At 66.7% G+C, this 15453-nt stretch carries 15 protein-coding genes; 13 read left to right on the top strand and 2 right to left on the bottom strand.

The features are described 5' to 3' along the window. Positions 1-2 precede the first annotated feature (2 nt). From G3I17_RS07600 to G3I17_RS07540, 13 genes are all read left to right on the top strand, one after another. The gene (locus G3I17_RS07600; RefSeq protein WP_164595220.1) at positions 3-644 is read left to right on the top strand and encodes a hypothetical protein; all 642 of its coding nucleotides are present in this window, start codon (positions 3-5) and stop codon (positions 642-644) included. Next, positions 638-1618 carry a hypothetical protein gene (locus tag G3I17_RS07595; protein ID WP_164595219.1) on the top strand — a complete coding sequence of 327 codons (981 nt, stop codon included), beginning with the start codon at positions 638-640 and terminating at the stop codon, positions 1616-1618. The genes G3I17_RS07600 and G3I17_RS07595 overlap by 7 nt, the downstream gene beginning before the upstream one ends. A gap of 321 nt (positions 1619-1939) precedes the next feature. Next, a complete protein-coding gene (locus G3I17_RS07590; protein ID WP_164595218.1) occupies positions 1940-2194 on the top strand; it encodes a hypothetical protein in 255 nt (84 codons plus the stop codon). Positions 2195-2222: 28 nt separating this feature from the next. Further along, on the top strand, positions 2223-4370 hold the full coding sequence (locus G3I17_RS07585) for a DUF6571 family protein (protein WP_164595217.1): 2148 nt from the start codon (positions 2223-2225) through the stop codon (positions 4368-4370). A gap of 4 nt (positions 4371-4374) precedes the next feature. Then, positions 4375-4986: a hypothetical protein gene (locus tag G3I17_RS07580; protein ID WP_164595216.1), complete on the top strand. Its 612-nt coding sequence runs from the start codon at positions 4375-4377 to the stop codon at positions 4984-4986. Beyond that, positions 4983-5579, top strand: coding sequence for a hypothetical protein (locus G3I17_RS07575; protein ID WP_164595215.1), 597 nt, complete (start codon positions 4983-4985; stop codon positions 5577-5579). The genes G3I17_RS07580 and G3I17_RS07575 overlap by 4 nt, the downstream gene beginning before the upstream one ends. 210 nt (positions 5580-5789) lie before the next feature. Beyond that, positions 5790-6173, top strand: coding sequence for a hypothetical protein (locus G3I17_RS07570; protein WP_164595214.1), 384 nt, complete (start codon positions 5790-5792; stop codon positions 6171-6173). A 236-nt stretch (positions 6174-6409) separates the two neighbouring features. Further along, on the top strand, positions 6410-6802 hold the full coding sequence (locus G3I17_RS07565) for a hypothetical protein (protein WP_164595213.1): 393 nt from the start codon (positions 6410-6412) through the stop codon (positions 6800-6802). A 54-nt stretch (positions 6803-6856) separates the two neighbouring features. Continuing rightward, positions 6857-7177 carry a hypothetical protein gene (locus G3I17_RS07560; protein WP_164595212.1) on the top strand — a complete coding sequence of 107 codons (321 nt, stop codon included), beginning with the start codon at positions 6857-6859 and terminating at the stop codon, positions 7175-7177. After that, a complete protein-coding gene (locus G3I17_RS07555; RefSeq protein ID WP_164595211.1) occupies positions 7174-8574 on the top strand; it encodes a C2 family cysteine protease in 1401 nt (466 codons plus the stop codon). Before G3I17_RS07560 ends, G3I17_RS07555 begins: the two co-directional genes overlap by 4 nt. After that, positions 8564-8851 carry a hypothetical protein gene (locus tag G3I17_RS07550; protein ID WP_164595210.1) on the top strand — a complete coding sequence of 96 codons (288 nt, stop codon included), beginning with the start codon at positions 8564-8566 and terminating at the stop codon, positions 8849-8851. The genes G3I17_RS07555 and G3I17_RS07550 overlap by 11 nt, the downstream gene beginning before the upstream one ends. After that, positions 8848-9198, top strand: coding sequence for a hypothetical protein (locus G3I17_RS07545; RefSeq protein ID WP_164595209.1), 351 nt, complete (start codon positions 8848-8850; stop codon positions 9196-9198). Before G3I17_RS07550 ends, G3I17_RS07545 begins: the two co-directional genes overlap by 4 nt. Before the next feature lie 102 nt (positions 9199-9300). Then, the gene (locus G3I17_RS07540) at positions 9301-13830 is read left to right on the top strand and encodes an FtsK/SpoIIIE domain-containing protein (protein WP_164595208.1); all 4530 of its coding nucleotides are present in this window, start codon (positions 9301-9303) and stop codon (positions 13828-13830) included. Between the two features lie 103 nt (positions 13831-13933). Here G3I17_RS07540 and G3I17_RS07535 read toward each other — a convergent pair whose 3' ends face one another. Further along, entirely contained in the window at positions 13934-14167 is a 234-nt protein-coding gene (locus tag G3I17_RS07535; RefSeq protein ID WP_164595207.1) for a WXG100 family type VII secretion target, read from the bottom strand. Positions 14168-14342: 175 nt separating this feature from the next. Further along, positions 14343-15281 (bottom strand): hypothetical protein, encoded by a 939-nt coding sequence (locus G3I17_RS07530; RefSeq protein WP_164595206.1) that lies wholly within the window; start codon positions 15279-15281, stop codon positions 14343-14345. Positions 15282-15453 lie beyond the last annotated feature (172 nt).

Below are 15453 nucleotides of genomic sequence, written 5' to 3'. Positions count from 1 at the left end.
TCATGACCAGGTCCCGTCTCTGGCCGCTGTTGGTCACCCCGACCCTGCTGCTCACCCTCGCAGCCTGCGGCGGCAACGACGACAAATCCTCCGACCTGCCGACCATTCCACCGTCGTCAAGCAGTACCTTGTCGACGCCGCCATCCAGCGCTTCGCCGACACCGACCAAGCCGACCGCGGTGCCTACGCAGACGACAGCGAAGTACCGCGATCTGACTTTGGTGCTGAATCGCCCCGCCGCAGTGGACGCGAAAGCGGGACCCATCGTTTTGCTGTTCCAGCAAGTGCATCAACTGTTCGCAGTGATGGCGGGCGGGCAGTCTGCGCCGGCCGAACTGTCCAAGATTGCGGATCCGTCCGCGGTGAAGTATCTGAACGAAATTCTTGCAGCTGACCGTAAGGCGAAGCAGCACGCCGGTGGGACCCTCACCGTGAGCGTGACGAAGGTGCAGCCAGGCACAACGCTGGCCGTGGTCGATGGTTGTTTCAACCAGTCGAAGGTCGTCACGATCAGGCCCGACGGCAGCCGTTTCGTCGACCCAAGCATCGGCCGGAATCCTGCCCTTCCGGTGCGCATGACGCTTTCCAGAGGAACCGGAATCTGGAAAATCTCGGACTACGCGTTCAGGGATGGAAAATGCTGACGGCAAGAACCCTGGCCGGTGCCGTGGCCATTGGTGCGCTGGCATTGCTGACGGTGTCGAGTACCGCGTTCGCCTGGGATCCACCCAAGCCACCACCGCCGCCGACTACCGGCGGGCAGGGGCATACCGTCACGATCACCGTAGTCGGTACCGGTGTGAAGGGGGGCTCTGCCGGGAAGGCTGGCCGAGCGCCTGTGGTTGTCTATTCCCCCTGCTGGATGACCGCGGGCTACACAGGCAAGGAATACTACGAGTGGGTGAGTTCCGGTGAGGCGAACAGGGACTGGTATCACCAGAGTGGCGGCGCTAACGGGCCGTTCAAACCCAAGCCCGGGTACGAGAAGTACAAGGATGACGACAAGGGCCACTGGTACGGCGGATCCTGCTCATCTGAAGGTTTCGAGGACCTGAAGGAGTTCTTCGCGTTCTCCGACAAGTGGTTCGCCGAGCACGAATCGGTCTACGTGCCGGTGGGTGTCGAGCCACCGGTTCCGCCGATTCCGCCCGAGGTGCTGCGCGAGGCCGCGACGAAGGCGATGACTCTGCCGGAACCGAAGATCGACTGGAACCCCAAGGTGAAAGAGGCCGCTGGGGGAACCTTGGTGAACTTCGATACCTGGGTCTGGCTGACCGATCGCAACACCAACCGGTACGTCGAGGCAACCGCTGGAGGCAACACGGTCCGGGTGGACGCGGCGCTGGAGTCGATGACGGTATCAGCGCCGAACGCCGGTTCCGCGGACTGCAAGGACGGCGGCGTTCCCTATGCCGCGGGAGCCACCGGCGAGTGTGCGATCACCTTCACCAGCTCCAGCCCGACGGGCGGCACCTCGCCGGTGAGGGCAACGACCCAGTGGTCGGCGACCTGGTCGGTTGACGGCACGACCCAAGGGCCGATCCCGGACCCGCTCGCCCCCGCGACCGACGTGACCAACATCGCTGTCCGCGAAATCGAGGCGATCGGCACCCGCTGAGCCATTGTGTCCTTGGTGCGAGCACCGATGATCCCTCGCTGAAGACTGTCGCCGGGCCGAGTGCTGGGACGTAAACCAAGGATGGGGACAAGCTGGGCGGGACCCTGACCGCCACGGCCGAGGTCGAGCAAGCTTCAGGGGTCGATCGTCTTGCTCGGTGGCTGCTTCGACCAGTCGAGCTCTTCTGTCATCCGCCCGGACGGGTGGGGGCTGGTAGCGGTTACGCTGCGTGGTGGACCGTGGCGGTACTACGATCCGTTGGGTCGAGTTTTCGGGGAGGGCACGATGGCTGGTGAGGTACCTAATCCGTATAAGTCTGCGGTGGGGCGTGCCTTGGGCACCGTTCGGGGGCAGGCGACCAGTGCGTCGTCGGCGCTGGATGGGGCCAAGAAGGCTTTTGCGGCCGGGGCATGGACCGGGGGGACGTCGGATGCGTTCTCGGCTGATCTGACCGGGCGGGCCGGTACGGCGAAGGCCGGGGCGGACGCGTGTGTGACGGAGCTCGAGACGATCTACAACAAGGAGCCGGACAAGGTCGAGCCGGACGCCTGGCAGATCCACTGGCACAATCTGTGACGAGCGGACGGGGGTCCTGGCGATGGTGATGTCGAGCATCGGTCTGTCGGCGATGGCCGACCTGATCCAGAAGATGACGGCGGCCTCGAAGACGCTGACCGATTCGGCCGGGAGTATCAAGTCGAACAGCACGCATGTCTGGGGTACGGCGGCGGAGTCGGTCAAGATCACCCAGGCGGCCGGTTGGGTCAACGACCAGATCCCGGGGCTGCGCCGGAGGTTGGCGCTGGCCCAGCAGATCGAGGCGCAGACGCAGGGGCCGCAGGCAACGGTCTCGATCGACGAGGCGTTGCTGTCCAACATCCCGCCGGACCAGGCGCAGGCCGACGGCGTCGAGGCGGCCCGCAAGCTCAAGGAGTCGGACGGCAAACTCGATCCGGCTCTGATCGCGCAGATCACGAAGTACCAGAACGACCCGTACTTCGCGGCCGGCTTCGCCAAGAACATGACGCCGACCGAGTTGTCGGACGCACTGCTCGAGGCATCGCGCGAACGCGACCAGATCCTGCGCAATCCGACCGCCAATATGAACAAGGATTTCGAGGCTTGGAAGGTCAACTACCAGGCGCTCGTGTCCGGCATGGGCACGACCATCGGCACGGCCACTCGCAACACCGGGGAGCTGGCGCTCCCGGCGGACTACGCGAAGAACTACGCCGCGGCGATCACCGAAGGCGGCAGCGGGCCGGGCGATGGTGATCCGGTGAAGTACGGGCAGGCGTCCGCGCTCACCATGCTGATGCGCTACGGCCAGTACTCGACGCCCTTCCTCGACACGGTCAGCAGCACGGTCTACGACTACGAACGCGAGCACGGCAAGGACCACCCGGTCTGGGAGCCGCGCAGCTACTACGAGCCGAACCACACGTTCGCCGGCGCTTACATGCCCGACGGTGGGATCATGCCGGATCCGCTGGCGAACATCATGGAAGCTCTGTCCCACAACCCGCAGGCCTCGCAGAACTTCTTCGACGTCGGCAACAAGAACGCGAAGACGTCCGAGGTCGAGATCAACGGCCAGAAGTTCCAGGTCAACGACCGGATGAAGTACCTGCTCCAGGACCGGACCTGGAAGTACGACAACGGCGACGGCCTCGGTAATGCCCTCCAGTCCGCCACCACCACCTGGCGCGACCGCTCCGAGAACGGCCGAATCTCCGCCGTCATCGCCAGCCAGACCTTCGCCCTGCTGGGCCAGAAGGCCGGCGACGGCAAGTCGGACGGAGGTCTGTTCGGGATCGGCTCGCACGAGGGCTGGAAGCCCAGCGACGGCATGCGCGACAGCCTCGCGGAGATGCTGGCGAGCTACAGCCCGGATCTTGTTCGGGTTGCAGGTCCGGACGGAGGAAAGGCTGACCCGTTGGGAGGTAGTTGGACCGCTGAGGCCGGCGTGCTGTTCCCTCCTGGTGGGCCGTTCGGTGCCGTCATGGACAACAAATTGATCGCGAAGCTCATGGGTGTGGTGGGCGAGGACCAGAAGAATCTGACGATCGTGTCGACAGGTGTGATGGCGGCCGGTCAGCTGATGTACAGCTACGCCTTGTCGGAGGCGATCAAGAAGGATCCGAATGCGGCGGTCAACATGATCCAGGGTGGCGACAAGTCGCCACTGATCAACGGTGCTGCCAAGCAACTCAGCAATACCTTCGGATTCATCATGACAAACGGCTTCCAGGGTGACAGCAAGGATCAGGCCTTCGAGAAGAAGCGGGCGGAGAATATCTCGAAGGCGTTGGGGGTCGCTCTGAAGCTGCCGATGATCCCGGTACCCGCCGGGAAGTGGACGGGTCTGCTGCTCGATCAGGCGAAGACGGCTGCGTTCGATGCCATCGCGAAGGGTCCGAGCCAGGACGCGAAGAATCTCTACAACTCGGCAGCAGGCGACGCGCAGGACAGCCTGACCAAACTGACGCTCAACAACCTGCTTGTGAGTGGCTACTTCGACCCGAAGCATTATGCTGCCGCCAACCAACCAGGCTCCGACAAGTACGTGCCGCCGCCGATGGAGGCACTCAAGAAGGGGCCGGACGGGAAACCGCTGAACCCGCCGGAGTTCGATTTCACCAGCGATGCTTATATCAACTGGGGTGAGCGTGGTGGTCAAGCGCCATATGACTGGATCCAGGAGAATGTGGTCGGCCCGTACCGCAGCAAGTTCCCATTGTTCGGGGGGTGACGTCATGACGGTTGCTGGATTGCGGCGGTTGGTGGTGGCGGCCGCGACGGTCTTGCTCATGGCGGGTTGTACTTCGCACAACACTGGCAAGGACTCCGGTCCCTTGCCGACGAAGGCGGGAGACGACTTGGTGTGTGGATTCGTCTCCAAGGACAGTGGATCGATCGCGTTGGGAACGACGGAGTTCTCGGTGGGAGGGTCGGTGCAGAATTTGGTCGGGTCCCACAAGAACGCTGACGGATCGAGGCTCAATCTGGCTGGCTGTAGCTTCAGCACGGATGCCGAGCGTGAGGCGTTGACGATCGCTGTTAGCCAACTGGGTGCATCGCCGGCTAACGACAGCCAGGTTGTAGCGGCGTTGGCTGCGGGTGAATCGACCTTTGTTTTTCCTGCAGCTGAGGGGCAGGGGTATGGCCAGGCAGGTGAAGAAGGACGGGAAGCTGCTGTCGCCCAGCTGATTCGGGGTGATTGGAGGTACTTCGTGCAGATCACGCCCAGGGTCGAGGGGCGGGATGCGGTGGCTGATGCGGTGGCTCTGTTGCGGCAGGTTGTGAATCAGTTGGGGTTGCCTAGGTCTGAGCATCTTCCGCGACCGGCTAGTACTCCGACCCGGTGATCGCGCTCCGGGTGGCGGGGGCCGTCTTGGGGGTAACGCTGGCGGTGGGCTGTACTCCGGACAAGACAGTGCAGAACACAGAGCCGTTGCCTGCTCAAGCGGTAGGGGACGCGTGTGGGTTCGTCTCGCAGCAAAGTGCTGAGATCGCGCTTGGTCAGTCCGGTCTTTCAGGTAACGGACTGAAACAGGACTTTCCTGGGACCGCCAAGAATCCTGACGGGTCGAAGCTCAATCTGGCCGGGTGCGAGTTCTTCGCCAAGGACGACCACAGGCTGGATGTCTCGGTGAAACTGATCGGGATTCCACCGTACGAGGAGAGAGCCGTTCCGAGCCTGCTGAAGGCCGGGGGTGCGGAGTTTGTCTTCCCCGCGGCGGAAGGCCAAGGAGTTGCTGTGGCCGGCGGGCCGGGCGAGGCGGCCGCGACCGCACAGTTGATCCGCGGTGACTGGTACTACCTCGTCTATCTGTCGAAGCCGACCGAGGGCCGGAACGCGGTGGACGACGTGGTGGCGATCGTCCGCCAGGTCGTCAACCAACTGGGCCTGCCGAGCGTCGAGACGCTTCCCCGACCAACCCCTACACCAACATCCTGACACCGCGGCCGAGCAAGGTCGTCCCGCCGCCGGAGGCGTTCAAGAAGGGCGCCGATGGCATGCCGCGCATGCCGCCGGAGTTCGATTTCGAGAGCAAGGCGTTCTCGACAAGGGTGAGCGTGGCGGACAGGCGCTGACGGAGTGGATCCAGAACACCATCGTCGATGGTTATCGCGACGAGTTCCCCTTGTTTGGTGGATGATGACGGGCATGGATATCAGCAGGGTACGACGAAGTCTGGTCGTGGTGCCGGTGGTGTCGGCTCTGCTAGCGGGGTGCACGCCCGACTCGTCCGAGACCGAAGACGGGGCTCCGTTGCCGACGGCAAGTGTGTCGGGGAAGCGGGTGTGTGGGTTCGTCTCCGAGCAGACTGTTGCGACCGCGTTCGGTACCGGTGACCTCTCGTTGCAGGGGACCAAGCAGGATCTGCATGGCGGTGCGAAGAACAAGGATGGGTCGAAGCTGAACACGGCCGGCTGTAGCGCGTACACCAAGGATGCGTCGCTCAAGGCGCCTGACGTCTCGGTCGAGCTGATTGGTGCGGTCGCCAGATGGGACAACCTGGTTCCCTCCAGGCCGGCGGCGGCGTCCTGATGTGTCCGCCGATCTCAGCGGCGCGCTCTGAGACCCTGGGGCGTCTAGGGGTACTGGTGATGGTGCCTCTTCTCCTGGCTGGGTGCACACCGGATTCGAGCAAAGACACCGCCCCTTTGCCGACCAAAGCACCAGGCGACCTGGTGTGCGGATTTGTCTCGAAGGAGAGTGCGACCACTGCGTTGGGGACTACCAAGTTCTCGGTGGGTGGATCGAAGCAGGATCTGCCTGGAGTCATGAAGAATGCTGACGGGTCGAAGCTCAATCTGGCTGGCTGTCGTTTCTACACGGGCGCGCCCGGTACGGCTTTGACGATCACTGTCAGCCAGCTCGGTTCGTCACCGGCGGATTACAGCAGGGTTGTGGCGGCGCTGGCGGCTGGGAAGTCGACCTTTGTTTTTCCTGCGGCTGAAGGCCAGGGGTATGGCCAGGCAGGTGAAGAAGGACGTGAAGCTGCTGTCGCCCAGCTGATTCGGGGTGATTGGAGGTACTTCGTGCAGATCACGCCCAGGGTCGAGGGGCGGGATGCGGTGGCTGATGCGGTGGCTCTGTTGCGGCAGGTTGTGAATCAGTTGGGGTTGCCGAGGTCTGAGCATCTTCCGCGGCCGGCTGCTGCTCCGACGTCCTGACCGGAGAGGGCGGGCGACCCTGTGGGTCGGGCATTATGCCGGGGTGAGGAATAGATGACGACGCCGGCGGGGCTTGAGGCGAAGGCCGTCAGGCTTCGGGAGATTGCGGCTGATTTGCGGAGAGAGGCCACGAAGGTGAGTGGGTTGCTGGGGCCGGTGAAGGACCTGCATACCGATGAGACGTGGCAGGGGCCGGTTGCCGTGGAGTTCAGTGGGACGTTGACCGACTGGGCGAAGAGGGCCGGTGCGGCGCAGACCGCGATCCTGGATGCCGCGACTGCTTTCGACCGGGATGCCAACAACCTGGATGTGCAGGCGGGCGATCAGCGGCGCGCGGAGAAGGAGAAGGCGGAGAAGGAGAAAGGTCCCAGATGACCGGGTACGTCTCCATCACGCCCGCTCGCGTCCGGGCTCTGGTCAAGGAGCTTGGCACGACCAGTACTGCGTCCGAGGCGCTCCGGACCCGGGTGCGGGAGCTGATCGGTCAAGGGGTGGATTCCGGCGGGAGCCCGATGCCGCTGGTGACCGAGAACCTGCCGTTCGGATCGGGCGCGTCCGGGCAACTCCGCGGACTGGCCGGGGCTGCGACGGACTCCTCCCAGGCGTACCTGCGCCGGGTGACTCGCTTCGAGCAGATGATGCAAGCGATGAAGGACGGCAAGCCGGCCCCGGATCCGCAGACCTGGTTCAACGACATGGGCCCGGTGGACAAGGCGAAGGTGGATGCCGCGACCAAGGCGGTCAAGGGCGTTCTCGACGACTTCCTGCTGCTGTCCAAGGGCGACATCGACAACGTGATGGGACAGCTGGGCGGGCTGACGCCGGCCGAGCTGGAGGCAGTGCTCGCCGACCTGAACGACAAGGAGCTGGCGGCGTTCCTGTCCCGGATGAAGGACGGCGGCGCGCTGGACGGCGGCCTCGACGATAACGGCGAGCGCGAGCTCCTGAACCTGTTCGGCTCCAAGGTCTCGCTTCCGGTGGTCCAGCGGATGTGCAAGGTCTCGGAGTGGGCGAACGGGTACTTCCGCCCGAGTCTGAAGGATGTCGGTGGCAATCTGAGCGAGTACCGGTGGGACCCGATCACCGGCACGCTCTTTGCCCAGGGCAAGGGTGAGAACGGCGGGGCCGATCCGACCGACGTCGACCAGATGAGCATCGGTGACTGTGGTCTGCAGGCGACGCTGGCAGCGCTGGCCAAGCAGAATCCCGGCCTGCTCGAGAAGATGGTCACCACCAACGCCAACGGCAGTTACACCGTCACGTTCTACCAGGACGGCAAGCCGGTGCAGATCGTCGTCCAGCCTGAGGTTCTCAGGAAGCCGGACGGTACGCCGATCACCGGCTTCGGCGACCGACCGGACGGTACCTCGCCGGAGCTGTGGGCGGTGGTGGTCGAGAAGGCTGCTGCCCAATGGAGGGGCGGGTACAACGACATCCAGGGCCGCTGGCCGGGCGACTGGATGGAGGAGCTCACCGGGCAGAACTCGGACCGTACGGACGCGGGCGATGTCGGATCGACCAGCGAGATCCAGAAGCGTCTCGACGCCGGCCAGGCGGTGACCTTCAGCACCCAGAGCCCGAAGGACCATCCGGGGATGAACGATCTGAAGCCCAGGCCGCTCTTCGGACCGCACGCGTATACCGTGATGGGCACCGACGGCGACTATGTGCTGCTGCAGAACCCCTGGGGAAGCAGCGAAGGAATCACGCGCATCCACATCGACGATCTACGCAAGTACGGGACGAAGGTGGAGGGTGTCGATGTCAACTGAGAGCGGCAACGGCGTGGTCGAGGTGCTCGTACCGCAGGGCACCAGGTTCACCGCCGGCGATCTGGTCATCGGCCTCGGCGGAGTGATGCTCGATCCGCTGCGGGCGATGCTGTCGGTGTCCGACCGGCGGGACGATGTGGAGGCGAGCTACCTGACGATAACGGTCGGCGAGACCTCCGAGTTCGGCGAGTGGCGGATCTCCCTGCGTGAGATCCAGGACGAGCGCGGCCTGGACGTCGCGCGGATCGATGTCGCGCCGGTAGGGGCGACCCGATGAGGTGGTCTGCGCTGGTACTGGTGGTTGCACTCGTGACGGCAGGTTGTGGCTCCAAGGACGAGCCCGGCCCCGCAGGGCCGACCAGCGCCTTCTCCACGCCGACCGACGGATCCGAGCAGATTCCTCAGGGCACAGCACCGACGGTCAACGGTGTCACTGTCGGCGTCGGCGGCGTTCTGACCAACCCGGACCGGGCCATGCTGTCCGTGCATCAGGGGCAGCAGATGGCCGAAGTTCTCACGCTCGGAGTCGGGGAGAAGGCTACGGTGCAAGGCCACACCATCCTGGTGACCGCGATCCAGCAGGGAGAACGCGCCTACGTCTGGGTGAAGGTCACGCCGGCCTGAGCCGAAAGCGGCCGGGTCGAAAGCGGCCGGGCCGGACAAAGTGGGGGCGGTGCGCCGTAGCCTCGGTCTGACAGTTTTGTACGACGAGATGGGGATGTCTGCATGCGGTTCGTGCTCACGGTGGTTGATCCGGCGCGTGGGGTCGAGGTTGACGTCGTCGTCGATGCTGAGCCTGGGCTGACCGTTGGCGGGTTGACCCCTCGGCTCATCGAGGCGGTCGGTCGGCCGGTTGCCGGGCCGGGGTCGGCCCAGGTGATCAACCTGTACGACCCAGCGCCGACCGCCGACTACCTGCCGACGATCTTTGTCGACGGGCGGCCGGTCGATCCCGCCGTGACGCTGGCCGACTCGCCGTTGCGAGAGGGCACGCTGGTCAGCGTCGGTGACTCACGCGGCTGCGTACCACCTGAACCGCACGGGGTTGTCGAGGTCCGCATCGTCGGCGGGCCCGGTGCAGGTGCCGTCCACCGGCTGGGCATGGGCACGTACACGATCGGCAACTCGCCGCAGGCCGGCGTCAGGCTGGTCGGCCAAGGGATTCCCGCAGAGGTCGCGACGCTGACCGTGGACGTCTCCGGCGAGGTCTCCATCCGGTCGGCCGAGCTGGGCGATCTGAATGGCCCCGAGCGGCCGGTCGATCCGCTGGCCGGCCCGATCGTGATCCCCGACGAGACCGGCGAGGAAGAGACGACGTACGTCCTCGAGCCCGGCCAGCGGCCCGCGCTGGTCGAGCTGGATCGCAAGGCCTTGCAGTCGGGCAGCAAGTGGGCGGGGATCGACTGGAAGCCCGGGATGCAGCTCGCGGTCGGACCGGTGATGCTGACACTGGCCTCGATCGAGCCGCCGGACGCCTCGCTGTCGCCGAACCCGGCCGGCGGGGTGGTCGACTTCAACCGGCCGCCGAGACTGCTGCCGCCACCGCGACTGACGGATTTCGCGTTGCCCGCCGAGCCGGAGAAGGGCCAGAAGCCGACCTTCCCGCTGCTGGTGATGCTGCTGCCGATGGTGGGCGCGGTCGCCCTCGCGCTGATCCTCAAGCAGCCCGGCATGCTGTTGTTCGGCCTGCTCACCCCGCTCATGTACATCGGCCAGTACTTCCAGAGCAAGCGGGAGGGCAAGTCCACGTACCGCGAGCAGCTCGCCAAGTACAAGGAACGCAAGGCCAGAGTCGAGCGAGACGCCCGCCGGGCCCTGGTGGTCGAGCGCAACGCCCGGCGGCGCGACGTACCGGACCCGGCAGCGGTGCTGTTGTTCGCGACCGGCCCACGGTCGAGGCTGTGGGAGCGCAGGCCGACCGACCCCGACTGGCTGGAGCTCCGCCTCGGCATCGGTGACCTGCCGAGCGAGGTGATGGTCGAGGACCAGACCGTGGACGCCCACCTGCGGAAGCGGACCTGGACCGCCCCCGACGTACCGGCCACCGTGCCGCTGGTCTCGGTGGGAGTGCTCGGTGTGGCCGGTACCGGCGGATCGGCGCAGCAGCTCGGCGCCTGGCTGGCCGGGCAGCTTGCCGCTCTGCACAGCCCGCGAACCCTTCGGCTGATGGTGCTGTGCCCCCGTGAGGCGGCGCCGATCTGGCAGTGGATGCGGTGGCTGCCGCACGTCCGGGGGAGCGAGGACGACGGCTTCCTCGGCTCGTTCGGCAACGACGACGAGACCACGATGCGCCGGATCACCGAGCTGGCGAAGCTGGTCGAGGCCCGCCGCAAGGCGCTCAACGCCTCCAACCCGACACCGCAGCCGGCCCTGTTCGCCGAGCAGATCGTGGTGGTGATGGACGGGGCACGCCGCCTGCGGCTGCTGCCGGGCGTGGTCGGCCTGCTCAAGGACGGCCCGTCGGTCGGTGTCAGGTTCATCTGCCTGGACGGGGACGAGCGCCAACTGCCCGACGAGGCGCACGCGGTACTGGCTCCCCACGGTGCGTGGTGGCGGCTTCGGCAGACCGGCGCGCCGACGGTGGACGGCATCCGGCCCGACCTGGTCAGCCCGCAGTGGCTCGACCGGCTGGCCCGCTCGCTGGCCCCGATCCAGGACGTCTCCGGCGGCGACGGCGCCACGGCGATCCCGGCCGCGAGCCGGTTGCTGACCGTACTGCGGATGGAGACGCCCGATCCGCAGCGGCTGGCGATGAACTGGGCAGCCGGCGGCCGGACCACGCAGGCGGTGATCGGGGAAGGGGCCGAGGGCCCGTTCAGCATCGACATCGTCCGGGACGGTCCGCACGGCCTGGTCGCCGGTACGACCGGCGCCGGTAAGTCCGAGCTGCTGCAGACGATCATCGGATCGCTTGCCATCGGCAACAGGCCGGACGAGATGACGTTCGTCCTGGTGGACTACAAGGGCGGCGCGGCGTTCAAAGACTGCAACCACCTGCCGCACACCGTCGGTATGGTCACCGACCTCGACGGGCACCTCACGACGCGGGCGCTGGCTTCGCTGGCCGCCGAACTGCACCGCCGCGAGTACCAGCTCAAGGGCGCCAACGCGAAGGACATCGAGGAGTACCTCGAGCGGATGGGCCCGGACGACGAGCGGATGCCACGGCTGCTGATCGTGATCGACGAGTTCGCCGCGATGGTCTCCGAGCTGCCCGACTTCGTCACCGGGATCGTCGACATCGCCCGCCGGGGGCGGTCGCTGGGGGTGCACCTGATCCTGGCGACGCAGCGTCCGGCCGGTGTCGTCACCAACGACATCAAGGCGAACACCAACCTGCGGATCGCGCTCCGGGTGACCGATGCCGGTGACAGCTCGGACGTGATCGAGGCAGCGGACGCCGCCCACATCTCGAAGGCGACACCGGGCCGTGGTTATGCCCGGCTGGGGCACTCGTCGCTGATCCCGTTCCAGACCTCACGGGTCGGCGGCCGCCCGCCGGGACTGGTTGCCGCGAGCATCGGTGTACGGCCGGTGGGCTGGCAGGACCTGGGCCGCCCCGTGTACTTCGACGGCGCCGAGGCCGAGGACGACGTGATGGTGCCGACGGACCTGGCCACCTTGGTGAAGTCGCTGCAGGAGGCCGCCAAGGTCGCCGGCGTCAAGACCCCACCGAGCCCCTGGCTCCCGCCGCTGGCCGGGATCGTCACGCTGGCGGAGCTCGAGGGGGACAAGCCGGGCGACGACGGGCTGTTGCCGCCGATCCCGTTCGGGCTGGCCGACGTGCCCGCCGAGCAGGCGCGGTCGGTGGCGACGTACGACCTGAGCTCGTCCAGCCACCTGGCGATCATCGGCGCCCCACGCAGTGGGCGCTCGGCGACCCTGCGGGCCATCGCCGGGTCCATCGGGCGGCTGATCGAGCCGAAGGACGTGCATCTGTACGGTGTCGACTGCGGCAACAACGCCCTGATCCCGATGGTCAGCCTGCCGCACACCGGTGCCGTGGTGTCGCGTGACCAGGTGGACCGGCTCAGCCGGCTCACGGCCCGGATCCAGGGACTGATCGGCCGACGGCAGCAGGACCTTGCGGCGAAGGGTTTCGCCGATCTGGGCGAGCAGCGCCGCAGCGTGCCGGCCGACGAACGGATGCCTTACATCGTGGTCCTGCTGGACCGCTGGGAGGGATTCGTCGCGGCCTTCGAGTCGGTCGACGGCGGCCGGCTGGTCGACGCCTGGCTGCAGATCCTGCAGGAGGGCGCCGGTGCGGGCGTCAAGGTGGTGATGACCGCGGACCGGTCCGCGCTGGTGGGCCGGATCTCCACCCTGATGGAGGACCGGCTGGTACTGCGGATGACGGACCCGTCGGACTTCCTGATGATCGGGATGCCGACCAAAGAGGTGCCGGACCACTTCCCGGCCGGACGGGGCTTCCGGTCTCAGGGCCTGCTGGAGACGCAGGTCGCGTTGCTGGCCGAAGACGACGACGGTACGGCTCAGGTGGCCGCGTTGCACCAGATCGGGGCGCAGGCGACGCCGCAGTCGGAGATTCCGCGCCAGTTGCGGCCGTTTCGGGTCGATGCGCTGCCGGCGTCGATCGAGGTCGCGGCCGCACTCGAGCTCGCCGCCGCGCCGCTGCGCCCCACCGAGGTCCTGGTGGGAGTCGGCGGCGACGACCTCGACGTACGGGCGTTCGACGCGTTCGAGCACGGGCCCGGCCTGGTCGTGGTGGGGCCGCCGCGCTCGGGCCGTAGTACGACGCTGATGACGATGATCGACTCGGTCACCTCCCAGGGCTGGCAGGTGGTGGCCGTGGCGCCGCGGCGCAGCCCGCTGCGAGACCTGGTCGGGGCACCCGGTGTGGCCTGCGTCTTCGGTGCGGACGCGGACGCGGAGATGGTGCGGGAGGTCCTCGACGGCCTGACCAGTCCTTTCGCCGTGGTCGTCGACGACCTGGAGTTGCTCGGGCAGGACAGCCCGCTGGCCGAGCTGATCGATGCCAGGGTCGCGTTGCTGCGAGACACCGGCAACCTGATGATCGGCGCCGGTACCGGACCCGATCTCACCAGCATGTACCGCGGCCCGGTGGTGTCGATGAAGAAGTCCAGGGCCGGCCTCGTGCTCAGCCCGCAGAAGTACGACGACGCGGAGATCTTCGGCCTCCAGTTGCCCCGCGGGATGGCCGGCGGCGCCCCGCCAGGGCGCGCTCTGATGGTCACCGGCGGTCGCTACGAGCCGGTGCAGGTGGCCCGCCCATAGACGCCCATAGACGCCCATAGACGCCCATAGACGCCCATAGACGCACAGAAGCCGGCCGGACCTCGCGGTCCGGCCGGCTCCTGGAGGCGATTCGCCGGGTCGATCAGCCGCCGGTGGCGGTCTGAATCGCCTGGCGGTTCTTCTCGACGGCCGACGACGCGTTCTGCAGGTCGGTCTCGATGTTGCTGATGTTCTTCTTGCACTGCTCCCAGGCGCCCCGGAAGTCGTCCGCGTACTTGCCCTTCCAGGTGGTGCTCGTGACAACACCGGAGGACGCGGTCTTCAGCTGACCAAGCTCGGTCTGGAACTCTGCAAGCTTCTTCTTCAGAGCTTCCATCTCCGGCAGGCTACCGCCGACCATGTCGTTCATAGATCTCCCCATCTCGTCCGGGTGCGGTCCGCACCACCTGTCCTCCAACGTAACCATGTCGAGGGTTCATCTGTCCGATTCGCCCCCCGGACTGCAGCCATTGACATCGTCACAGCGCTTCGATACGTGACCCGGGCAACGGTCAGCGGGACAGCAATGTCCTGCGTTCGGCGGTCAGGGTGTCTGTCGCGGTGAGGATCTCGGCCCGGCGCAGGCGGAGGTCGTCGCCGATCTGCTGGAGCAGGCTGCGGGTCCGGGGGATCCGGTTCTGGGTCTTCATGATCGCCAGGAAGCTGCGCAGATCGCGGTACGGGGAGTCGATCCAGCTGTCCAGGAACCTGGCGCGGGCGTCCACCTGCGGGCCGTCTGTCAACGGCCGGCGTTCGCCGTACAGCCGCAGCTCGTCCTTGAGCTTCGCCAGGCACCTCTCCGCGTACGCCGCTGCGGTGCCGACGGCACCGAGTTCGTCGTACTTGGCCTTGCTGCTCAGGAAGCTGCCGTCGGCGAGGTCGGTCAGGGCCGACTGGCGCGCGCGGCCGACCAGGTGCTCGAGGGTGTCCAGCGCCCGGTCTGACCAGCCGACGCTGGTGAGCAGGTCGTCGGTCTCCCGTAGTACCTCGGCCTGCTGTCCGAGGCCGGCGATGATCTCGCGCAGGCGCTCCGCCCACGGATCACCGGCGTCGAGAAGCCTGCGCTCCTTGAGATCAAGCGCGGCCTCGTAATCGGACGTGACGCCCGCGATCGCCTCCTGGTGCCCGCGAGCCGCTGCCAGCGCCACCCGGGCGGCCTCGAACTGGCGCTCCACCTCGTCGAGCCGGTCCTCGGCATCGAAGGTCTCCTCCCGCGCGGCCTCGAACTGCGCGGCCAGGTCACGGGAGAACAACGAGCTGATCCACGAGCGGGACCGGGCCTTGAGATGGTCCTCGGCGGCCCTGAGCTGGTCCACCCGGCCCGCGAAGTGCCTGCGTTCGGCGTACAGGGCATCAACCTGGCGCTGCAGTCTGTTCACCTCCTGGCTGACGCCCCGCTCCTCCTGCCGGGCTTCGCGGCCGGCACTCAAACGCTCGACGTCTTCCTCCATCCCGCCATTCGAGCATCCGGAGGGCTCGGAGCCCGGAAATCGGCAGCTTCTGCGCCGAATTGCAGGTTGTTGCAACGTGCGATGGATCACCGGCAGGCGGGGAGGCCCGGGTCGCCGGAGATTCTGACCCCTGGCAGACGGTAGGGTCGGCCCGACGCCAGGCGGGGGCCAC

This window comes from Streptomyces sp. SID13031, from assembly GCF_010548305.1.
GTDB lineage: Bacteria > Actinomycetota > Actinomycetes > Propionibacteriales > Kribbellaceae > Kribbella.
The sequence above is the reverse complement of the archived record's forward strand: the minus strand, read 5'-3'. Positions and strand labels throughout refer to the sequence as shown.

Bases quoted from the DNA above. Each gene is read 5' to 3' on its own strand.
- G3I17_RS07555 (WP_164595211.1), top strand. From the start codon at position 7,174: ATGACCGGGTACGTCTCCATCACGCCCGCTCGCGTCCGGGCTCTGGTC.
- G3I17_RS07600 (WP_164595220.1), top strand. From the start codon at position 3: ATGACCAGGTCCCGTCTCTGGCCGCTGTTGGTCACCCCGACCCTGCTG.
- G3I17_RS07565 (WP_164595213.1), top strand. From the start codon at position 6,410: ATGAAGAATGCTGACGGGTCGAAGCTCAATCTGGCTGGCTGTCGTTTC.
- G3I17_RS07535 (WP_164595207.1), bottom strand. From the start codon at position 14,167: ATGGAAGCTCTGAAGAAGAAGCTTGCAGAGTTCCAGACCGAGCTTGGT.
- G3I17_RS07570 (WP_164595214.1), top strand. From the start codon at position 5,790: ATGGATATCAGCAGGGTACGACGAAGTCTGGTCGTGGTGCCGGTGGTG.
- G3I17_RS07530 (WP_164595206.1), bottom strand. From the start codon at position 15,281: ATGGAGGAAGACGTCGAGCGTTTGAGTGCCGGCCGCGAAGCCCGGCAG.
- G3I17_RS07545 (WP_164595209.1), top strand. From the start codon at position 8,848: ATGAGGTGGTCTGCGCTGGTACTGGTGGTTGCACTCGTGACGGCAGGT.
- G3I17_RS07550 (WP_164595210.1), top strand. From the start codon at position 8,564: ATGTCAACTGAGAGCGGCAACGGCGTGGTCGAGGTGCTCGTACCGCAG.
- G3I17_RS07580 (WP_164595216.1), top strand. From the start codon at position 4,375: ATGACGGTTGCTGGATTGCGGCGGTTGGTGGTGGCGGCCGCGACGGTC.
- G3I17_RS07540 (WP_164595208.1), top strand. From the start codon at position 9,301: ATGCGGTTCGTGCTCACGGTGGTTGATCCGGCGCGTGGGGTCGAGGTT.
- G3I17_RS07585 (WP_164595217.1), top strand. From the start codon at position 2,223: ATGTCGAGCATCGGTCTGTCGGCGATGGCCGACCTGATCCAGAAGATG.
- G3I17_RS07595 (WP_164595219.1), top strand. From the start codon at position 638: ATGCTGACGGCAAGAACCCTGGCCGGTGCCGTGGCCATTGGTGCGCTG.
- G3I17_RS07560 (WP_164595212.1), top strand. From the start codon at position 6,857: ATGACGACGCCGGCGGGGCTTGAGGCGAAGGCCGTCAGGCTTCGGGAG.